The following is a 17,583-nucleotide window of genomic DNA, read 5'->3' as shown; positions in this document are numbered from 1 at the left end:
CATGAAGCAAATCCCTTACGGCCGGCAGCATATAACTGAGGAGGATATTCAGGCAGTAGTTCACACTCTTCAATCCGATTTTCTAACGCAGGGGCCGAAAATTATGGAATTTGAAGAAGCATTCGCAGCTTACGTCGGTAGTAAGTATGCGGTTGCCGTTTCAAATGGTACGGCAGCGCTTCATCTTTCAGCCCTGGCGTTGGACGTAAAAAACGGAGACAATGTAATTACAACCCCGATAACTTTTGCGGCGAGCGCCAACTGCATAAGATACTGTGGCGGAAATGTGGTTTTCTCTGACATCGATCCAGAAAGCTATCTACTGGATGTTGATAAGGTAAGGAGTTTGTTGGAGAGTTCCCCTAAAGGGACCTACAAGGGAATTGTTCCGGTTGACTTTGCAGGAAGGGCTATTAACATGCAGGAAATAGCCGAATTGGCTAAAGAACATGGCCTGTGGATAATTGAGGATGCTTGTCATGCTCCGGGCGGATATTTTACTGATCACGACGGTACCCAACGTAAATGTGGTAGTGGACAGCTTGCTGACCTGGCTATTTTTTCATTCCATCCTGTCAAGCACATTGCTTCCGGAGAAGGTGGGATGATCACAACTAATGATCATTCTCTGTACAAAAGACTTCTCATGCTTCGTACTCATGGCATTACCAGGGAAAGTGCACTCTTTAAAAATACAAAAGCCCTTGCCTTGGGTGAGGTTGAGCATATGAGCTCTGCTGTTAATGGTGATTGGCCGGGCTGGTATATGGAAATGCAGGAATTGGGATATAATTGCCGTTTGACAGACTTTCAGGCCGCTTTAGGGCTCAGCCAATTGAAACGTGCGGACGGTGGTCTCCAAAGACGGCGGGAGATCGCCAAGAGATATTATGAATCTTTTATTGATAAGGCATTTATAAAAGGGCAGTCAAGGGCAGTTGAGGGGCATGCGTATCACCTTTATATCATCGAGATTGAAGATAGAATTGGGCTGTATAATCATTTGCGTACTAAGAATATTTTCCCTCAGGTACATTATATTCCATGTCATCTAATGCCATATTATCAGTCACAAGGGTGGAATGTTGGAGATTTCCCAAATGCAGAAAGATACTATACTCGCTGCCTCAGCTTGCCCATGTACCCGACGCTGACAGATCAAGAACAAGATTTTGTGATCAAAGAAATTAAGAACTACTTCTCATGAACAAGCAAGAACAAAAGTCTGCTTTCCTATCGTACGAAGCCAATGCCTGGTTCAGTAGGAACAAATCCAAGCTTGGGAATTATAATCCAGAAGAGGATAGAATCATCACGCTTCTTAAAAATTACAAAATTAATCCGCATAGCGTCCTTGAGATTGGTTCGAGTGCCGGATATAGATTAAATGCTATAAAAAACTATTTTGGCTCCGAGTCTGTGATTGGGGTGGAGCCCTCAAAAGATGCTATAAATTTTGGTAAAAAGGAGTATCCAAAAGTGAGTTTTATTCATGGAACGATGGATGATATTGATGATGTTCCTGATTCCTCTTGTGATTTGGTAATTGTGGGATTCGTGTTTTATGTCGTCGATAGAGCCCTACTCTTGAAAAGCGTGGCGGAAATCGATAGAGTTTTGAAAAACAGTGGGATGTTAGTTATTACCGATTTTTACTCTGAAAAGGCACTAAAAAACAACTACCACCACATTAGTGAATTTAATGCGTATTCTTATAAACAAGACTATTACAAGATATTTGAGTCCACCCACATGTATCATTTGCTTGATAAATCCACCTACAATCACGCCACAATGGAATTAAATGGCCAGGATGATTTTCATGACCTTATTTCTATCACGGTTTTAAGGAAAGACGTAGATGCCTCTTATCGATAAGCTAATACTGGGAACTGTTCAAATGGGCATTCCCTATGGCGTTAATAATAAAGCAGGACAAATCCCCGAGAGAGAAAGCCTCAATATTCTAAGACTGGCCCGAGAGTCGGGAATTGACAGCTTGGACTCTGCTGAAGCCTACGGGTCTGCTCATCAGATTATTGGAGGCTATAATAGAGAAAACCAAAAAAAGCCTTTCAAAGTAATAACCAAAATTTCAGGCGGCATTAACACCCATACTGTGGAGGAAAAGCTCCAAACTATTCTCAGGGAATTGCATCTTGAAAAACTTGATGGCCTTATGTTTCACTCATTTGGAGCATACCAAGAACATCTTCATCTGATGGATCGGCTAAGCTTGATGAAAGCAAAAGGGGTCTTTCGCCAATTGGGAGTGTCGGTCTACAATAATGAGGAAATTGCTACTCTCATTTATGATGATAGGGTTGACTTTGTGCAACTTCCTTTCAATTTACTTGATAACATTTCGCAACGAGGCGAAATGATTGAGCGGGCAAAAGAGAAACGTAAGGTTATCCACACAAGATCCACTTTTTTGCAAGGCTTATTTTTTATGGAGACAAGCTCGAAGCATCGAATAACAGAGGCATTGGCCCCACAATTGCTCACGATTCGGGAACTGGCATCGGAAGAGGGTGTTTCTATAAATACCCTTGCTCTTGGCTATTGTCTTGCACAGGAGCATATTGACAATGTACTAATAGGTGTTGATTCGGTAACTCAATTGAAAAAGAACCTGGAAGCGGCTAGCTTTGTCCTAAGTAAAGACACCATGAATTCTATAAATAGTTTGATAGTCAAAAATAAAGCCCTCCTAAATCCATCTTTATGGGGTTAAACACTCTCTTAATTACACAGGCAAGAACCGGCAGCACAAGGCTTCCTGGAAAAGTTTTGAAAATTATTTTAGGCAAGACGCTTTTACAAATTCATTTGGAAAGATTAAGTAAATGCAAACTTGTTGATGCTATACTTGTCGCCACTACTAGTTCGCCTGATGATAACGTAATATATAAGAACGCCATAGACTGGGGATATTACTCCTTCGCAGGATCAGAAGATGATGTCTTGGACAGATTTTACCAGGCTGCTTTGCCACATTCACCGACCTGGGTAGTTCGGGTAACTTCAGATTGTCCTTTGATTGATCCAGCATTGGTAGATAAAGTTGTGAGATTTTCTATTGAAAAAAATGCGGACTATTGTTCTAACACCCTTTTGGAGCACTATCCTGATGGGCAGGACATAGAAGTGTTTAAGTTTGAGGCTCTCTCAAAAGCTTGGAAACTTGCAGACAAGAAATCAGAAAGAGAACACGTAACGCCCTTTATTAGAAATAACTCCGACTTTAAGGGAGGTCAGAATTTTGTCGCCGTGAATTTCCCATGCGAAAAGAACTATTCACACATAAGAATGACGGTTGATGAGCAAAAGGACTTGGATTTGATAACAAGACTTACCGAAGCCAAAGGCTTAGATAAGTCTTGGCTTGACTACACAAATTATATTATTGACCACGATCTGCTGGCCATAAATAAGGATATCACTCGGAATGAAGGTTTATTAAAATCACTATCTAAAGAAGAATGAAATGGGAAAAGGGCAGGAGTTGTACAAAAAAGCAAAGACCCTAATACCTGGGGGAACTATGCTGCTGTCGAAAAGACCTGAAATGTTTTTGCCGGAAAAATGGCCCTCGTATTTTTCCAAAGCAAAAGGGTGTAAAGTGTGGGATTTGGATGGGAATGTATTTACTGATGTTTCAATTATGGGAATTGGAACAAATATTTTAGGGTATGGGCACGACGAAGTAGATGACGCCGTGATGGCTACAGTCAGAAATGGAAATATGTCAACTCTAAACTGCCCTGAGGAAGTATACCTTGCCGAACGCTTGATCGAGCTTCACCCGTGGGCGGACATGGTGCGATTTGCCAGAAGTGGGGGCGAGGCGAATGCCATAGCCATTAGAATTGCAAGGGCTGCTTCCGGTAGAGACAAAGTAGCCATTTGTGGCTACCATGGCTGGCATGATTGGTACCTTTCAGCCAATCTCGGGGACGATAAGAACCTGGCCGGGCACCTCCTTCCAGGTCTTGACCCGTTAGGGGTTCCTCAGAACCTAAAAAACACGGTTCTCCCTTTCAATTACAATGATATTGAGGAGCTACAGAAACTCATCAAGACTAACGAGATTGGGGTGATAAAGATGGAAGTCTCCAGAAACAAAGGCCCAGAGGATAATTTCCTTCACAAGGTCAGGAAACTGGCAACTGATAATAATATCGTCCTTATTTTTGATGAGTGTACTTCAGGCTTTCGCCAGACATTTGGCGGTCTTCATAAGCTTTATGGAGTAGAGCCGGATATGGCAATGTTCGGAAAGGCATTGGGAAATGGGTATGCGATTACTGCAACAATTGGGAAAAAATCAGTGATGCAGGCCGCCCAAAAGTCGTTTATCAGCAGTACGTTTTGGACTGAAAGAATAGGCCCAACAGCTGGATTGAAAACCCTGGAGGTTATGGAGCGTGAACGGTCTTGGGAGACGATTACCAGCACGGGAACTGAAATAAGCACTCGCTGGAAGGCCCTTGCTAGCCACCACAACCTTAAGATAGGCGTGTCTGGGCTACCAGCACTTATTTCTTTCGCTTTTGATAGCCCTAATGCGTTGGCTTATAAAACCCTCATAACCCAGGAGATGCTAAAAAAAGGTTATCTGGCCGGAACAAGCGTGTATGTCAGTACCACTCATGTGCCATCAGTTCTCAATCCTTATTTTGAAGAGCTTGACAAGATTTTTGGACTGATAAAAAAATGTGAAGAGGGCCTTCCAGTCGGCACCCTTTTGGAGGGGCCAGTTTGCCATGGAGGATTCAAAAGACTTAATTAATAATTGAAACCTCAAGTTTATATAAGAGTCGACGGGAATTCTGAAATTGGGCTGGGCCATTTGATTAGGTGTATGGCCCTTGCCAGAAACATTTCTGAGGAGTTTTTGACGACATTTTTCTGCCGCTTTATTCCGGAGGCTCTGAAGCAGGAATTAGCTTCTTTTGATCTGAATCTAAAAGAAATCCAGCACGAAGAACAGTTTTTCAGTGCAGTCGAAAAAGGCTGTACCGTGGTCGTTGATGGTTATAATTTTGACTCTGTTTATCAGAAAAAACTAGCAGACAAAGGAGCCCTTATCGTCGTCGTGGATGACCTTTATCAGGGTAAGTTTAATGCCGACGCAATCATCAATCATGCACTGGGGGTTTTACCAGAAAATTACAATGCAATGCCCTTCACACAATTGTGTTTGGGTACTAAATATGCCTTGTTGAGACCAGAATTTCTGCAATTACAAGATAGGGAATCCGAGAAAAATGCAGGACTGTCATTGCTGATTTGCTTCGGTGGAGCAGATCCATTGAATTTGACTTTAAGGGCATTGGACGTTGCTGCTGAATTTCCTCAAATTGACGAGATTCGAATTGTAGTAGGCGCTGCCTACCAGTTCCGAGAGGAACTGTCACAGAAAATATCTGAGATGAGCAGAAAAATCCAATTCCTTGAAAGCCTGAATCCGTCTGAGATGGCCAGGGTAATGTCTCTCTCGACCCATGCAATTGTGCCCTGCAGCGGCACACTGTTGGAAGCCCTTTCAGCTAAGTTAGTGGTGATATCAGGTTACTATGCTGACAATCAAAGGCAATTTTACTCTGGTTTTCGACACGCTAAGGCATTTGCCGACGCTGGGCAATTTGAACCAGATAATATACGAATCGCTTTGAAGTCGACTTTATCCATAAGGAGAAGTTCATTTCAGGGCATAGACTCTGAAATACCGGGCAGATTCCAAAGGCTTTTTGGCTCACTAGAGAAACAAAAAGAAATAAGCTTAAGAAGAGCGGACCATGCCGACGACAAATTGACCTACAAATGGGGAAATGATCCATTGATAAGGAGGCACTCATTTACTAAGGACCACATTCCGTTTGAGGAACATAAGAAATGGTTTGAGGGAAAAATATCCTCTGCGGATTGTGTCTTTCTGATCGCAGAATACCAACAGGAGCCTGTTGGCTCTGTCAGATTTGATTTGAACGAAGGAAATGTCGCAGTTGTTAGTTATTTGATAGATTCATCCTTTCATGGTAAGGGTTTAGGACTTCCGGTATTAAGGTCTGCCATTAAGCACCTGGCGCAAAATTTTTCAGAATTGAGCGCTATTATTGGTTATGTGATGAAAGAGAACTTAGCTTCGTTGGTGATTTTTCGAAAGCTTGGTTTTAATGAAGAGATATTAAGCGACCGCATAAAATTTACGAGGAATTGGAAAAATGAAAAATAGAGAAGCGATAGACATCGGGGGATTTCAGATAGGCAAAGAGAACAGCGTTTTTATTATTGCAGAGTTATCAGCAAATCACAACGGGTCTCTTCAAAACGCCCTCGATACAATTGATGCCGCAAAGGAAGCCGGAGCTGATGCTATAAAGCTTCAAACATATACTGCTGACACTATAACCCTAAATGCCAGGACTGACGACTTCAGATTAAAGCAAGGGACTATCTGGGACGGCAAGTATTTATACGACCTATATAGGGAAGCCTATACTCCGTGGGAGTGGCACAAACAGCTGTTTGATCGGGCACGTGCCAGAGGGCTGGTTTGTTTTTCCTCTCCGTTTGATAATACAGCGGTCGATTTACTGGAGTCATTGGATGCTCCCGCTTATAAAATTGCATCTTTCGAAATCACAGACATTCCTTTGATAGAGTATGTGGCGTCAAAAAATAAGCCGGTTATTATTTCTACTGGCATTGCCGAAAGAGAAGACATTGACTTGGCAATTGAGGCATGCAAGCGAATGGGAAACAATCGTATTATCCTGCTTAAATGCACATCCAGTTATCCAGCACCAATCGAGGAAGCAAACATGAGTATGATTCCTGACCTGGCAGCCAGATACGGGGTATTAAGCGGTTTGTCAGACCACACCATGGGTATCACTGTACCAGTTGTGGCCACCACCCTAGGAGCAAGAGTTATAGAAAAACACTTCATTTTGGATCGTGCTATTGGCGGCCCCGATGCGTCATTCTCGTTGAACAAGGAAGAGTTTGCCCAAATGGTGAGGGCCGTGAGGGAAGCTGAGGTTGCAGTCGGTAGGGTGGATTATTCCCTCACAGAAAAGCAAAAAAAGGGCAAGGACTTTAGCAGATCACTATACGCAATTGGCGATATTAAACCGGGAGATGTTTTTTCAGCCGAGAATATCAGGTCAGTAAGACCCGGGTTTGGCCTTCATCCAAAGTACTACAAGGAAATAATTGGAACAATTGCGAAGCGGTCAATTTTATTCGGTGAGCCGCTAAAGACTGAAGATCTTGACTGATGAAAATAACTGGAGCCGATGGCAGCGCTACGAAAGTAGCTTTTTTTAGCTCGCACAATCTTTGGCCTTCTCACTACGAAACGGAGCTGGAGCTGATGCAGGAGCACCTTGATCAGGGGCACGACATTGTGCAGATGTCGTGCTTTTCTGAACTGAAGGCATGCGATCAGAACTTGACCAATGCCGTTGATACTTGCTTTTTGTGTTGCAAGAAAAGAAAACTTGGGGTTGACTTGCTAGACTCGAAGATTAGGAACGTCGGCATCAAAGAATATTTGAGCTGGGAAGACAAAAAAGTAGTCGAAGCTATAGAGAAAAATTTTAAAGACATCAATCATCTCAAAGCCTATTCTATTGATGAGAAATATGACATAGGTCAATCTGTGGCATCATCACTCATTTCTCTATTGAGAGTTTCTTCTCCCGATCTTGACAAACACAGCAAGCTCGTAGAGAATTATGTGATTGGTTCTGCAGAGATTTATTACGCATTCAAGAGATTTTTGACTGCTGAGCAGCCAGCGTTCGTGTACTTATTTAATGGTAGGTGGGCGAATACCAGAGCAGCATTTAGAGCTTGCCAGAAAACTGGCACCAGGTGTGTCTTGCACGAAAGGGGTCAGGATATACATCACTACGGCCTTTTTACTAATCATTTTCCTCATTCTATAGCAAATTTCACAACAAGGGCTATAGAATTGTGGGAAAGGGCCGATACAGATGAAAAAGTGGAGATTGGTGAGTCATTTTATATCTCTAGGCGTGGAGGCTCAAATGTGGATTGGTATTCTTTCGTAGCCAAACAAGATAACAACCAATTACCAGAAGATTGGGACGACGACAAGGAGAATATAGTAATTTTTCATTCCTCAGAAGATGAAGTAGCTGCCATTGATGAAGAATGGAAAAATCAACTGTATGGCAATCAGCTCGAAGGTATTAGAGCGATCTGCGAAGATCTTCTGTCCAGTAGCAACATCAACTTATACCTTAGGCTGCATCCAAATTTGGCAAATGCAGATCCTTCTGAGACAAGTGCATATTCTAGCCTCCCGTACGCTAACCTGACCGTAATAAGACCCGAATCGAAAATCAGTAGCTATTTGCTGATAGAAAAAGCTGACAAGGTGCTGACTTTTGGATCGACAGTTGGCATCGAAGCGACTTTCTGGAATAAGCCATCAATACTAGCAGGTAAAGCGTTCTATGAGAACCTGGAAAGCACATATAATCCGATTTCCCATAGCCAGTTGCTAAGCTATTGTAAACAAAAAGGTCTAGCTCCTCTAGATAAGAGAGGAGCTTTGATCTATGGCTACTACTTTAGAAGCTTTGGTTCAAAATACAAATATGTGAAGGCGAATAGCTTTTCAAGTGTTGAATTCAAGGGAACTAACCTTGACCAGGTAGTTCAGAGTAGCGTGAAAATCAAACGCTTCTTCAAAATCAGAACCTTTGCCAGAATCCTCAAACGGTCTTCCCTAAAAGTCAATTTGCTAAAGTTACTCTATAAATAATTGAGCCAGCCTACACCGAAAGTTTCCGTGGTCATACCTGCATTTAACGCAGAGCCGTACATACATGCAACTATACAAAGTGTGCTGAACCAAACTTTTGATGATTTTGAGATTATCGTCGTTGACGATTGCTCTACGGATAATACTGCAAATGTGATTAGCTCCTTTGACGATAAGAGAATCCAGTTTCACACAAACGAAAAAAACAAAGGAATAGCGTATACAAGGAACAGGTTAATTAACCTCGCCAGAGCAAAGTATATAGCGATCCTAGATGCAGATGACGTGGCATATCCTTCCAGGCTCCAGGTACAGTATGACTTTTTGAGTGAAAATCCAGACTTTGCCTTTGCTGGTTCAGACATAGAGCTTATCGACACCGCTGGCAAAACTATTGGTCATAATCGATATAGGTATCCTCCTGAGAACTATCCCTCGCTGTTATTCTTTCACAATATCATAGCGCAATCAAGTGTAATGATTAATAGGGATTACTTAGAAAGCTTGTCCCAAATTTATAGCCTCGATTTCCCTCCTGCGGAAGACTATCATTTGTGGGTGAGGCTTGCCTTAATGGGCAAGGCTTACAACCTTCCGCAGATCCTCGTCAAATATAGAATACATAGCCACAGTGTGTCCATAGCCAAAGCCTCACTAATGGAGCAAATGGTAGAAAAAATTATCCTTTGGCAGGCTCAAAGATTAGGTTTGTCGCCAACAAGAGATGAATTAAATATCCAAAAGGCATTGGCTTATAGTGACTATTCAAGATTAGGCGAAATTTCCTGTCTTGATATAGACCGCTGGTTAGGAAAAGTGTTTGCCGCAAATGTAGAAAAACGAATATATTCTGAGCGATCTTTTGGTGAAGTCATTAAGGACAAGTGGATTGACTTGGTTCACTCTCGAATTTTGGAACATAGTCCAAGAGTATTTTTTGAACTAAGCAATGGCTTTGGCTTTAGTAAACTTACCTTTGCGACTAGGGTACGGTTTTTTCTGAAATGTTTTTTGTTTTACAAGTCGTCGTGATCCCAGAGAATGCATGAGTGAGGTTGTTGACTTTCCTTTGATAAGCATCATTGTGCCTTGCTACAATCAGGGAGAATATTTAAATGAGTCTCTGAGCTCAATTGAATCCCAGACTTACGAAAACTGGGAGTGTTTGATAATCAATGACGGATCAACCGACAACTCAGCCAATATCGCTGAGGCCTGGTGTAAAAAGGATCAAAGATTTATTTGCTGTGAAAAGAAAAACGGTGGCTTAAGCTCTGCAAGAAACGTGGGCCTGGACAGGGCAAGGGGAAAATATATCCAGTTTCTGGATGCAGACGACGTCATAGAAAGAGGCAAGCTCGAATTGTCGGTTCAAGAATTAGCTAAAGACGACAACCTGAGAGTTGTGATATCTAACTTCGAAGGAGCGCTAAAAGTAATGTCGCAGAGAATGCCCCCCTACTGCGATTTATCAGTGGTGAAGTTCTCCTTAAGAACAATTGTGCTCAATTGGGATAGGGGCTTTACTATTCCAATTCATTGCGGTGTATTTCATTTCGACTTCTTCAAGTCATTTAGGTTCAATGAAACTCTTATGGCCCTGGAAGATTGGGACTTTTGGATACGTCTTTTTAAGGAGTCTGAGAGTTATGCTTTTATTGATATGCCATTGGCCATCTATCGGCAGCATAATGCTGGAATGAGTAAAAATTTTGGAAAAATGTACAGGGCAAAGCGTGCTTTTTTGCAACACATAAAGTCTCAAAAGGTGATTGAAGGTGATTTATTGTCTGAATTTGAGGCAACAATGAAGAACTATTGGCTGCCAATTCTGAGAATAAAGTATCTTGAAGAAAGGTATCCAAAAATCAAACATTATTTTGAGCTAAAAAAAAGTATTCGCCTCAAGCTTAAATTATTATGGAAGGAGAGCTAATGAAGTGCAGGATTTGCAGAGAAAGCCAACTTAAGCCCTACCATGTGAGGGAAATGATGTTCGGTTTAAAGGATTCGTTTGAATACCTGGAATGTACAAATTGTGGGTGCCTTCAGATAAAGGAATATCCAAAAAATATTGGTAAGTACTATCCTGAAAATTACTACTCATTCAACGAAGTCACCCTGCGTGAAGTTAGCAAGTACCAGAGGCTCAAGAACCAGGTGAAGTTCGTACTAAACCCAATTTTGAGGCTAACAAATATATCGAAACTTAACCTCGATGCCGACTTAGCACGGCTGAAGAAAATTGGAGTAAGTCTCAGGTCGGCTATTCATGATGTTGGCTGTGGATCTGGGCATTATCTCAGGAGGTTGCATAACTATGGCTTTGAAAACTTGTCGGGTTCTGATCTATTCATCGAGAAAGACTCGTTGATATTCGGCAAGATACAGACCTACAAGCGGAATTTGACGGAGCTGAAAGCCACATATGACTTAATTACTCTGCACCACGTGTTTGAACACATGCCAGATCAGAAAGAGACGCTGGAAATACTGAAGACAAAGCTCAACCCGGCTGGTGTTCTTATGATGCGTATCCCTGTGCTCAGCTACGCATGGGAAAAGTACGGAACCAACTGGGTGCAGCTTGACGCACCAAGACACTATTATCTGCACACGCTGAAAAGTGCTGAGATTTTAGCAAAGAGTGTTGGGCTCCAACTTTTTAAAGTGGAGTGGGATTCTTACGCATTACAGTTTTGGGGAAGTGAACAATACTTGCAGGACATACCGCTAAGGGCAGCTAACTCATATGCAGAGTCGATCCAAAACAGCCCGTTTAGTAAGGAGCAAATTGAACTGTGGGAAAGGGAGTCCCAAAAGTTGAATGAGGAGGGAAAAGGAGATCAGGTAGTACTTTATCTGAGAGCTCAGTAAACCTCTTGTATATGGCATCATTGATCGGAATCATTATTCTTAACTACTTTTCTGGCAAGGAGACGCTCAAGCTGTATCAGAAAATTGAATCCTTTCAGGATGAATCTCTCAGAATGCTTGTTGTTGACAATTCCGCTGACGCAACCGAGAACGAACTGCTTCGGAGGTCAATACCATCCGAAGATTTGGTACTAGTGGGGAACAACCTAGGATACGCCGGTGGAAATAATCTAGGTATTAGACTTCTTGTTACCGATTCGGAGATAAGAACAATCGTTTTAATCAATCCGGACGTCGAGCTGAAAGAGAATATATTCCATGCTTTAGGGCAAAAGCTCTTTCAAAATAATGACTTGGCAGCAATCGGCCCTCGACTTTGTTTGAAAGGAGAAAGAAACAAAATCTTTTCAGACGGAGGGCTGCTACATTTTAAAAGATTCTTTTACCCAGGGCATCTAAATGCAAAAATGAACCGTTCCCAAGTACCAACGGAGGGGCTGAACAAAAATATCGGTTATGTAAATGGCTCGTTTTTTATGATCCGTGTTTCGGCTCTGGAAGCAATTGGACTACTGAATGAGAAGTTCTTTCTTTACTTTGAGGAAACAGAATGGTGCCACAGGGCTAAGACATTGGGTTGGCAGGTGGCTTCCGACACAACGGTTACTGCATATCAGGATATCAGTAATAATGGTGTTGTATATGAATACTATATGACTAGAAATCATTTCCTATTTCACTATCTATACTATAAAAAAGGGTTGCCCCGGCTTGCGTTGCACTATCTTAAGCATATTTTAATATACGTTTTCAACCAAGAGATCGATTCAAGTAAAAAGTGGCCATTTCTATGGGCAAGGATAAAGGGAATTGTAAAAGGCCTAATGAATAGTTGAGACTGTTCAACCCCGAGAAAAGCAGTATGCAATCAAGACCCCTTGTACACGTAAATCTAAAGTTTGGACATCACGGGCATAACTCCGGTTATGATGTTCTTTCTTCTTTTTTCCCTTATGCAAAGGTGTTAAGCTTGAACAGGAGCCGAGAGAGGATCAAGCACCTCGAAAGATTCAAGGATGAAAAACCTGGGATGTACTTATACAATTACTCCTTCAAAATGCTACGCTTGCTTTTTAATTTCCAAGTAAGAAGGAGCCTCCAGGAAAATAGTATTGTTCATTATTTGTACCCCGAGAATACACTGGCCTTCACGCCCTTCGATTTCCCAAGAACAACATCTATCGTATCAACCTTTCATCAACCTGAAGAATGGTTTGACGGGCTCTCCAAAACAGGCTCAGGCAGAAAAATGATGGATAATTTTAGAAGATCTCATGTTGCAATAGGTTTGGGGTCAAACCAAATTCCAGTGTTAACAAAAATATTTTCTTCCGAGAACGTGGAGTTCATTCCTCACGGTGTGGACACTGAATATTTCACCCCATCTTTTGTTGAAAAAGAAGCAAGGAATATTCTCATCTTGGGCAGTTGGTTGAGAGATTTTGATATGGCAGGCAAGGTCGTCGCTGCGTTCAAATCGATAGATGACAAGGTTAAATTCACTGTGATCTCGTCGCCCGATAACGAAAGATACTTCCGAAATTGCGACAATGTGCTTTTTAAAAAAAACATCTCTGATTTTGAATTGTTGGCAGAAATTCAAAAATCAGATCTGCTTTTCCTACCCCTAAACGGAGCAATTGCCAACAATGCGTTGTTGGAATGTATGTCATGTGGATTGCCAACAGTCATCACGAAACTAGACTCAATTAGAGACTACGTTACAGAAAAGGAGGCTATTTTTGTAAGCAAAAATGTTGATGATAGTATAAATGCTTTGGAGTTTTTGTTGAAGAGTGAAACCATAAGAAAGGAAAAAAGTGCCGCTGCCAGAGCAAAAGCATTAAGCTTTGATTGGCGTGTTATAGCCGAAAAGACTAAGAATGTTTACCAAAAGTTAGACTAATGTCCGTGACAAGGAATGTTTTATGGATTGCCCCCTACCCCGCCGACCCAAAGGCCCACGCTGCACCTTGGATAACATCTTTGGCCAGGGCATTGTCTTTGTCAGGCAAGATCAAACTTACTATCCTGTCAACGAGCTCGTCAATCAGTTCATCTACTTTAGAATTTGAAAAGGATGGATACAGGGTTATTCTTCTAAAGATGCTTCCGCCTAAGTGGGATGTAGTGACACTTTATCTGTTCCGTATACTCGCTTTAAGGAGGTGGCTGAAAAACAATCAGATGTCTTATGACCTGGTTCACGTTCATGGAACAGAGCATCAATTTGAGCTTGCCTCGATTGGGCTAAAAAAACCAACAGTTGTAAGTATTCAAGGAATTCTTTTCAGATATCTAAAAGCCTTGCCAGAAACATTCTCAAGCAAAAAAATAATATGGTTGCTTGGGTCGGTCTATGAAAAGTGGGGAATCCGGAAACATAAGCACTTTGTTTGCAGGACTCATTGGGATTCTGCTGCCGTGAGATTGCTTAATCCAACTGCTAGAATATTTATCGGATGGGAAATGATCCGCACCGACTTTTTTGTTGAGGAAGGAAACCAATTTGAAGAAAAAAGTAATATCCTCTTTTTAGGAGGGCTTAATTCAATAAAAGGGATAGCTGAAGCGTTGTACGTTTTTGATGCATTGGTTCAGGATGACGATCTCACATTAGTAATATTTGGAGATGGCAGTGTTAAAGATCTAAATGCGTTGATTCAGAGAAAACAGCTCGCCAACCTTAAAGTTGGCGTGAATGTCTTTCACAAAGGCAGAGCCTCCGCTGATCAGATAGTGAAAGAGATGTTGAATAGTAAGGTGCTGCTGCACCCATCGTATGTTGACAATAGTCCAAATAGTATTTGCGAGGCACAAGTGGTTGGGTTGCCAGTGGTAGCCTCAGATGTAGGGGGTGTTTCCTCACTTATTGAGCATTCTGAAACCGGTATCCTGGTATCTTTGGAGGTTGAGAGTATTATTCGGGGGATACGAATGTTAATGGAAGACAAAGCTCTTTCGAGAAGAATCTCTGTTCAAAGCAGAAAAATGGCAAGGGAACGACATGATACCCTAAAAGTTCTGGGAGAGTACCTCAACATATATAATAACCTAATCGAAGATGCTAAGACTTCTTTTTAGATCGATACTTTTCCTCTACCGGGTGATCGTTTATGTGATTGCGGCCAAAATTTGGAATCGGTTTACCCTGGCGGCCAATGGTGTAAAGATTGGAGATCGTTGGACAATCAATGGGTTCATTTCTATTGAATGTTTACCTGGATCCAGCATTGTGATTTCGCAAGGATTTAGAGCCAACAGTGGATCTTTTTTTAATAATATTGGCAGGCAGCAGAAAACATCGCTCATATGCAGAGAGGGAGGCCGTCTTTCGATCGGCGACAATGTCGGGCTGAGTGCCTCAACGATCGTTTGCCATGAAAGAATAACCATAGGTAGCAACGTCAGGTTTGGAGGCAATTGCGTTGTCTATGATACAGATTTCCATTCACTCAAGGCTGAGGAGCGAATAGCTATTCCGGAGGTAAAAACCAACATTGGCAAATCAGAGGTGATCATAGGCGATAATGTTTTCATAGGAGGGCATTGCACAATTCTGAAGGGAAGCGTCATCGGAGATAACTCTATCATTGGTGCAGGAGCTGTTGTTAGGGGAAGTAAAATTCCAGCCAATCAAATTTGGGGAGGGAACCCTGCCGTGTTTATCAAAGAGGTCAGAAACGAATGAGTTCGCAAAAAGTAAGTGTAATAACAGTAGTTTTTAATGCCGCCCAACTTCTAAAGGAAACGATAGAGAGTATTAGGAGTCAGTCCTACCAAAACATTGAGTATTTTGTGATAGACGGAGGTTCAACTGATGGAACCTTACAGGTAATAGAAGCCAATAGTGATATCATATCATCGTACGTCAGTGAAAAAGACGCAGGCATATACGATGCTATGAATAAAGGTATAGCATATGCGACGGGGGACTGGACAATTTTTCTGAACGCCGGTGACAAGTTTGTTGATGGGGAGACACTTTCAAAAGTAATTAGCAATGTCGCCAACGGACCCAAGCTAGTTTATGGTTCAGTGCTTTTAAGCGGCCATGGAAATACAAATAGGCTTGAGCCAAAGAGCCTTAGTTTTTTTAGCCTCCTATTTTGGGGCACCCGAACTCTCTGCCATCAATCGCTTTTAGTTCACCGTGATATTTTAATCAACTACAATTCCAACTACATTTTAAAAGGAGAGTTGGACTGGTACTTTAGGTTAATAGGCCACGAAAATTATACATATGCTCAGCAACTCGATTTCCCGGTTGCGGAATATTTATTGGGAGGTGTAGGTCAGAAAAAGTTTGTCAGGAATTTAGTTGAAACGATTATTGTCCTAACCAGGCATGGCGGTCCACTTGCAATTATTTCGCTCCCCGTTCTTATTTATCGACTTTTAAAATACTAAAAATCCTATTAATGATAAGCTTTATAATGCCTGCAAAGAACGCAGCCTCCTATATAAGAGAATCCATTCTTTCCCTGCAAAAGGAGAAAACTGTTAAATGGGAGCTTATTGTGGTAAATGATAGTTCGGAGGATGATACGTATAAAATCGTGCATGAAGTTTCCTTAAAGGATTCAAGGATTAAGATTTATAACAACACAGGCACGGGCAAAGTACAGGGCCTCAATTACGGTTTCAGTCTTTCTGAGGGACAGATAATCAAATGCATAGATGCCGATGATGTTTTGCTCCCAGCTTTTTTTGCAAAGTATGATGATTTGAAAAATTTTGATGCCCATTGCCATGACAGCTTCGTGGTTGATCAAAAGCTAAAGACAATAGGCAACTACTACGTTAACAAATCTATCATTTCGGCAACCTATGAAGATGTTCTGAAATACATGATCAGCATTCCGAGGTGGGCTTGGTCAATGAAAAGAGAAATAGCGGAACAGGTATTCCCGATGCCAGAAGACCTGCCTTTTGAGGATGTTTGGTTCTCGTTCATGATAAAGAGGCGAGCCGAAGACATACTACACATCAAAGAAAAACTTTACCTATACCGGCAGCATACTAATCAGACCTTTGGAGGAATATTGAATTATGGCAAGGCAAAAGTAAACTTTAGAGCTCGCAGAATGCTTCAACTTGTTGATTGTCTTCTGAAAAATAGGGAGAGATTAGGTATGCATCAATCGGATATTTTTGATTATTCAGTGGAATACAACTCATTACTTACGGGAGGCTTTAAAACTGGAAATATATTACGATCCAAGCTAAAGACTCTTCACAAAGGTAAACTCCTGCTAATTTGTTTCTTTCCATCCGCAGCGTCTATCGTAACCCGAATCAAGTGGAAGTTTGATGATTTAAAACATTAGTTTTGCCTAAATTTACAAGTTAACGTTTTTGAATCTCAAGATGAAGTTTACCTATCGATGATATTTACGATTAACATCCTTCAGAGGGATATCAAAATTGAGCCTGCATATGTTTTTCTATGTCTAGCAATAATTTCATTGCCAATTAATAAGGAGTTAGCTGGTCCTTTCAGGTTCACAGACATTTTTTTGGTTTTATCCCTTTTGTCTGTGATTGGTAGAATAAAAATATCACAATCGCTTTTTCAGATAATATTGGCTCTGCTAGTTATTATTTCAATCAGTAGCGTGATTGGGTTCTGGGCTTTTGGAGTTAGGAACATTCAAAACATTGGATTTATTTATAAATTTCTAGTGCCCATTTTTCCAATTTTCATACTTAATTCAATACGGATAAGTCCTAGTCGGCTGAAAACGCTTAACAAATTACTTTTGTGGACGTTCTTCTTCCTGAGTGCCTGGGTATACATCTACCTGTTTCTCAGGATAACTGGCAGAATTCACGGTGTT

17 protein-coding genes are annotated in these 17,583 nt (G+C 41.5%); all 17 read left to right on the top strand.

Annotated elements, in window-relative coordinates; all coding sequences use genetic code 11:
* Window position 1 precedes the first annotated feature (1 nt).
* The 17 genes from pseC to RIG68_RS21405 are packed head-to-tail and all read left to right on the top strand — an operon-like array spanning window position 2 to window position 17,073.
* Complete coding sequence (pseC, locus tag RIG68_RS21485) at window positions 2-1,207, top strand: UDP-4-amino-4,6-dideoxy-N-acetyl-beta-L-altrosamine transaminase (RefSeq protein ID WP_350127061.1); 1,206 nt, start codon at window positions 2-4, stop codon at window positions 1,205-1,207.
* Window positions 1,204-1,878 carry a class I SAM-dependent methyltransferase gene (locus RIG68_RS21480; RefSeq protein ID WP_350127058.1) on the top strand — a complete coding sequence of 225 codons (675 nt, stop codon included), beginning with the start codon at window positions 1,204-1,206 and terminating at the stop codon, window positions 1,876-1,878. Before pseC ends, RIG68_RS21480 begins: the two co-directional genes overlap by 4 nt.
* Complete coding sequence (locus RIG68_RS21475) at window positions 1,862-2,737, top strand: aldo/keto reductase (RefSeq protein WP_350127055.1); 876 nt, start codon at window positions 1,862-1,864, stop codon at window positions 2,735-2,737. The genes RIG68_RS21480 and RIG68_RS21475 overlap by 17 nt, the downstream gene beginning before the upstream one ends.
* Window positions 2,728-3,489 (top strand): cytidylyltransferase domain-containing protein, encoded by a 762-nt coding sequence (locus RIG68_RS21470; protein ID WP_350127053.1) that lies wholly within the window; start codon window positions 2,728-2,730, stop codon window positions 3,487-3,489. Before RIG68_RS21475 ends, RIG68_RS21470 begins: the two co-directional genes overlap by 10 nt.
* Before the next feature lies 1 nt (window position 3,490).
* The gene (locus RIG68_RS21465) at window positions 3,491-4,795 is read left to right on the top strand and encodes an aminotransferase class III-fold pyridoxal phosphate-dependent enzyme (RefSeq protein ID WP_350127050.1); all 1,305 of its coding nucleotides are present in this window, start codon (window positions 3,491-3,493) and stop codon (window positions 4,793-4,795) included.
* A gap of 3 nt (window positions 4,796-4,798) precedes the next feature.
* Window positions 4,799-6,241, top strand: a complete 1,443-nt coding sequence (pseG, locus tag RIG68_RS21460; protein ID WP_350127047.1) for a UDP-2,4-diacetamido-2,4,6-trideoxy-beta-L-altropyranose hydrolase — start codon at window positions 4,799-4,801, stop codon at window positions 6,239-6,241.
* Complete coding sequence (gene pseI / locus RIG68_RS21455) at window positions 6,231-7,289, top strand: pseudaminic acid synthase (protein ID WP_350127044.1); 1,059 nt, start codon at window positions 6,231-6,233, stop codon at window positions 7,287-7,289. Before pseG ends, pseI begins: the two co-directional genes overlap by 11 nt.
* On the top strand, window positions 7,289-8,806 hold the full coding sequence (locus RIG68_RS21450; RefSeq protein WP_350127041.1) for a hypothetical protein: 1,518 nt from the start codon (window positions 7,289-7,291) through the stop codon (window positions 8,804-8,806). The genes pseI and RIG68_RS21450 overlap by 1 nt, the downstream gene beginning before the upstream one ends.
* Window positions 8,807-9,838: a glycosyltransferase family 2 protein gene (locus RIG68_RS21445; RefSeq protein ID WP_350127038.1), complete on the top strand. Its 1,032-nt coding sequence runs from the start codon at window positions 8,807-8,809 to the stop codon at window positions 9,836-9,838.
* 13 nt (window positions 9,839-9,851) lie between these two features.
* Entirely contained in the window at window positions 9,852-10,742 is an 891-nt protein-coding gene (locus tag RIG68_RS21440; RefSeq protein ID WP_350127035.1) for a glycosyltransferase family 2 protein, read from the top strand.
* Entirely contained in the window at window positions 10,727-11,683 is a 957-nt protein-coding gene (locus RIG68_RS21435) for a class I SAM-dependent methyltransferase (protein WP_350127032.1), read from the top strand. The genes RIG68_RS21440 and RIG68_RS21435 overlap by 16 nt, the downstream gene beginning before the upstream one ends.
* Window positions 11,684-11,694: 11 nt before the next feature.
* A complete protein-coding gene (locus RIG68_RS21430; protein ID WP_350127029.1) occupies window positions 11,695-12,579 on the top strand; it encodes a glycosyltransferase family 2 protein in 885 nt (294 codons plus the stop codon).
* A gap of 26 nt (window positions 12,580-12,605) precedes the next feature.
* Window positions 12,606-13,649, top strand: a complete 1,044-nt coding sequence (locus RIG68_RS21425) for a glycosyltransferase family 4 protein (protein ID WP_350127026.1) — start codon at window positions 12,606-12,608, stop codon at window positions 13,647-13,649.
* On the top strand, window positions 13,649-14,827 hold the full coding sequence (locus RIG68_RS21420) for a glycosyltransferase family 4 protein (RefSeq protein WP_350127023.1): 1,179 nt from the start codon (window positions 13,649-13,651) through the stop codon (window positions 14,825-14,827). The genes RIG68_RS21425 and RIG68_RS21420 overlap by 1 nt, the downstream gene beginning before the upstream one ends.
* Window positions 14,808-15,434: an acyltransferase gene (locus RIG68_RS21415; protein WP_350127020.1), complete on the top strand. Its 627-nt coding sequence runs from the start codon at window positions 14,808-14,810 to the stop codon at window positions 15,432-15,434. The genes RIG68_RS21420 and RIG68_RS21415 overlap by 20 nt, the downstream gene beginning before the upstream one ends.
* Window positions 15,431-16,153, top strand: a complete 723-nt coding sequence (locus tag RIG68_RS21410; protein ID WP_350127017.1) for a glycosyltransferase family 2 protein — start codon at window positions 15,431-15,433, stop codon at window positions 16,151-16,153. Before RIG68_RS21415 ends, RIG68_RS21410 begins: the two co-directional genes overlap by 4 nt.
* A gap of 11 nt (window positions 16,154-16,164) precedes the next feature.
* Window positions 16,165-17,073 carry a glycosyltransferase family 2 protein gene (locus RIG68_RS21405; protein WP_350127014.1) on the top strand — a complete coding sequence of 303 codons (909 nt, stop codon included), beginning with the start codon at window positions 16,165-16,167 and terminating at the stop codon, window positions 17,071-17,073.
* The last annotated feature ends 510 nt before the right edge of the window (window positions 17,074-17,583 follow it).

Origin of the sequence: Imperialibacter sp. (assembly GCF_040222385.1) — a bacterium.
Classification (GTDB): domain Bacteria; phylum Bacteroidota; class Bacteroidia; order Cytophagales; family Cyclobacteriaceae; genus Imperialibacter.
Note: the sequence above shows the minus strand (reverse complement) of the source record. Positions and strands in the feature narration are given on the sequence as shown.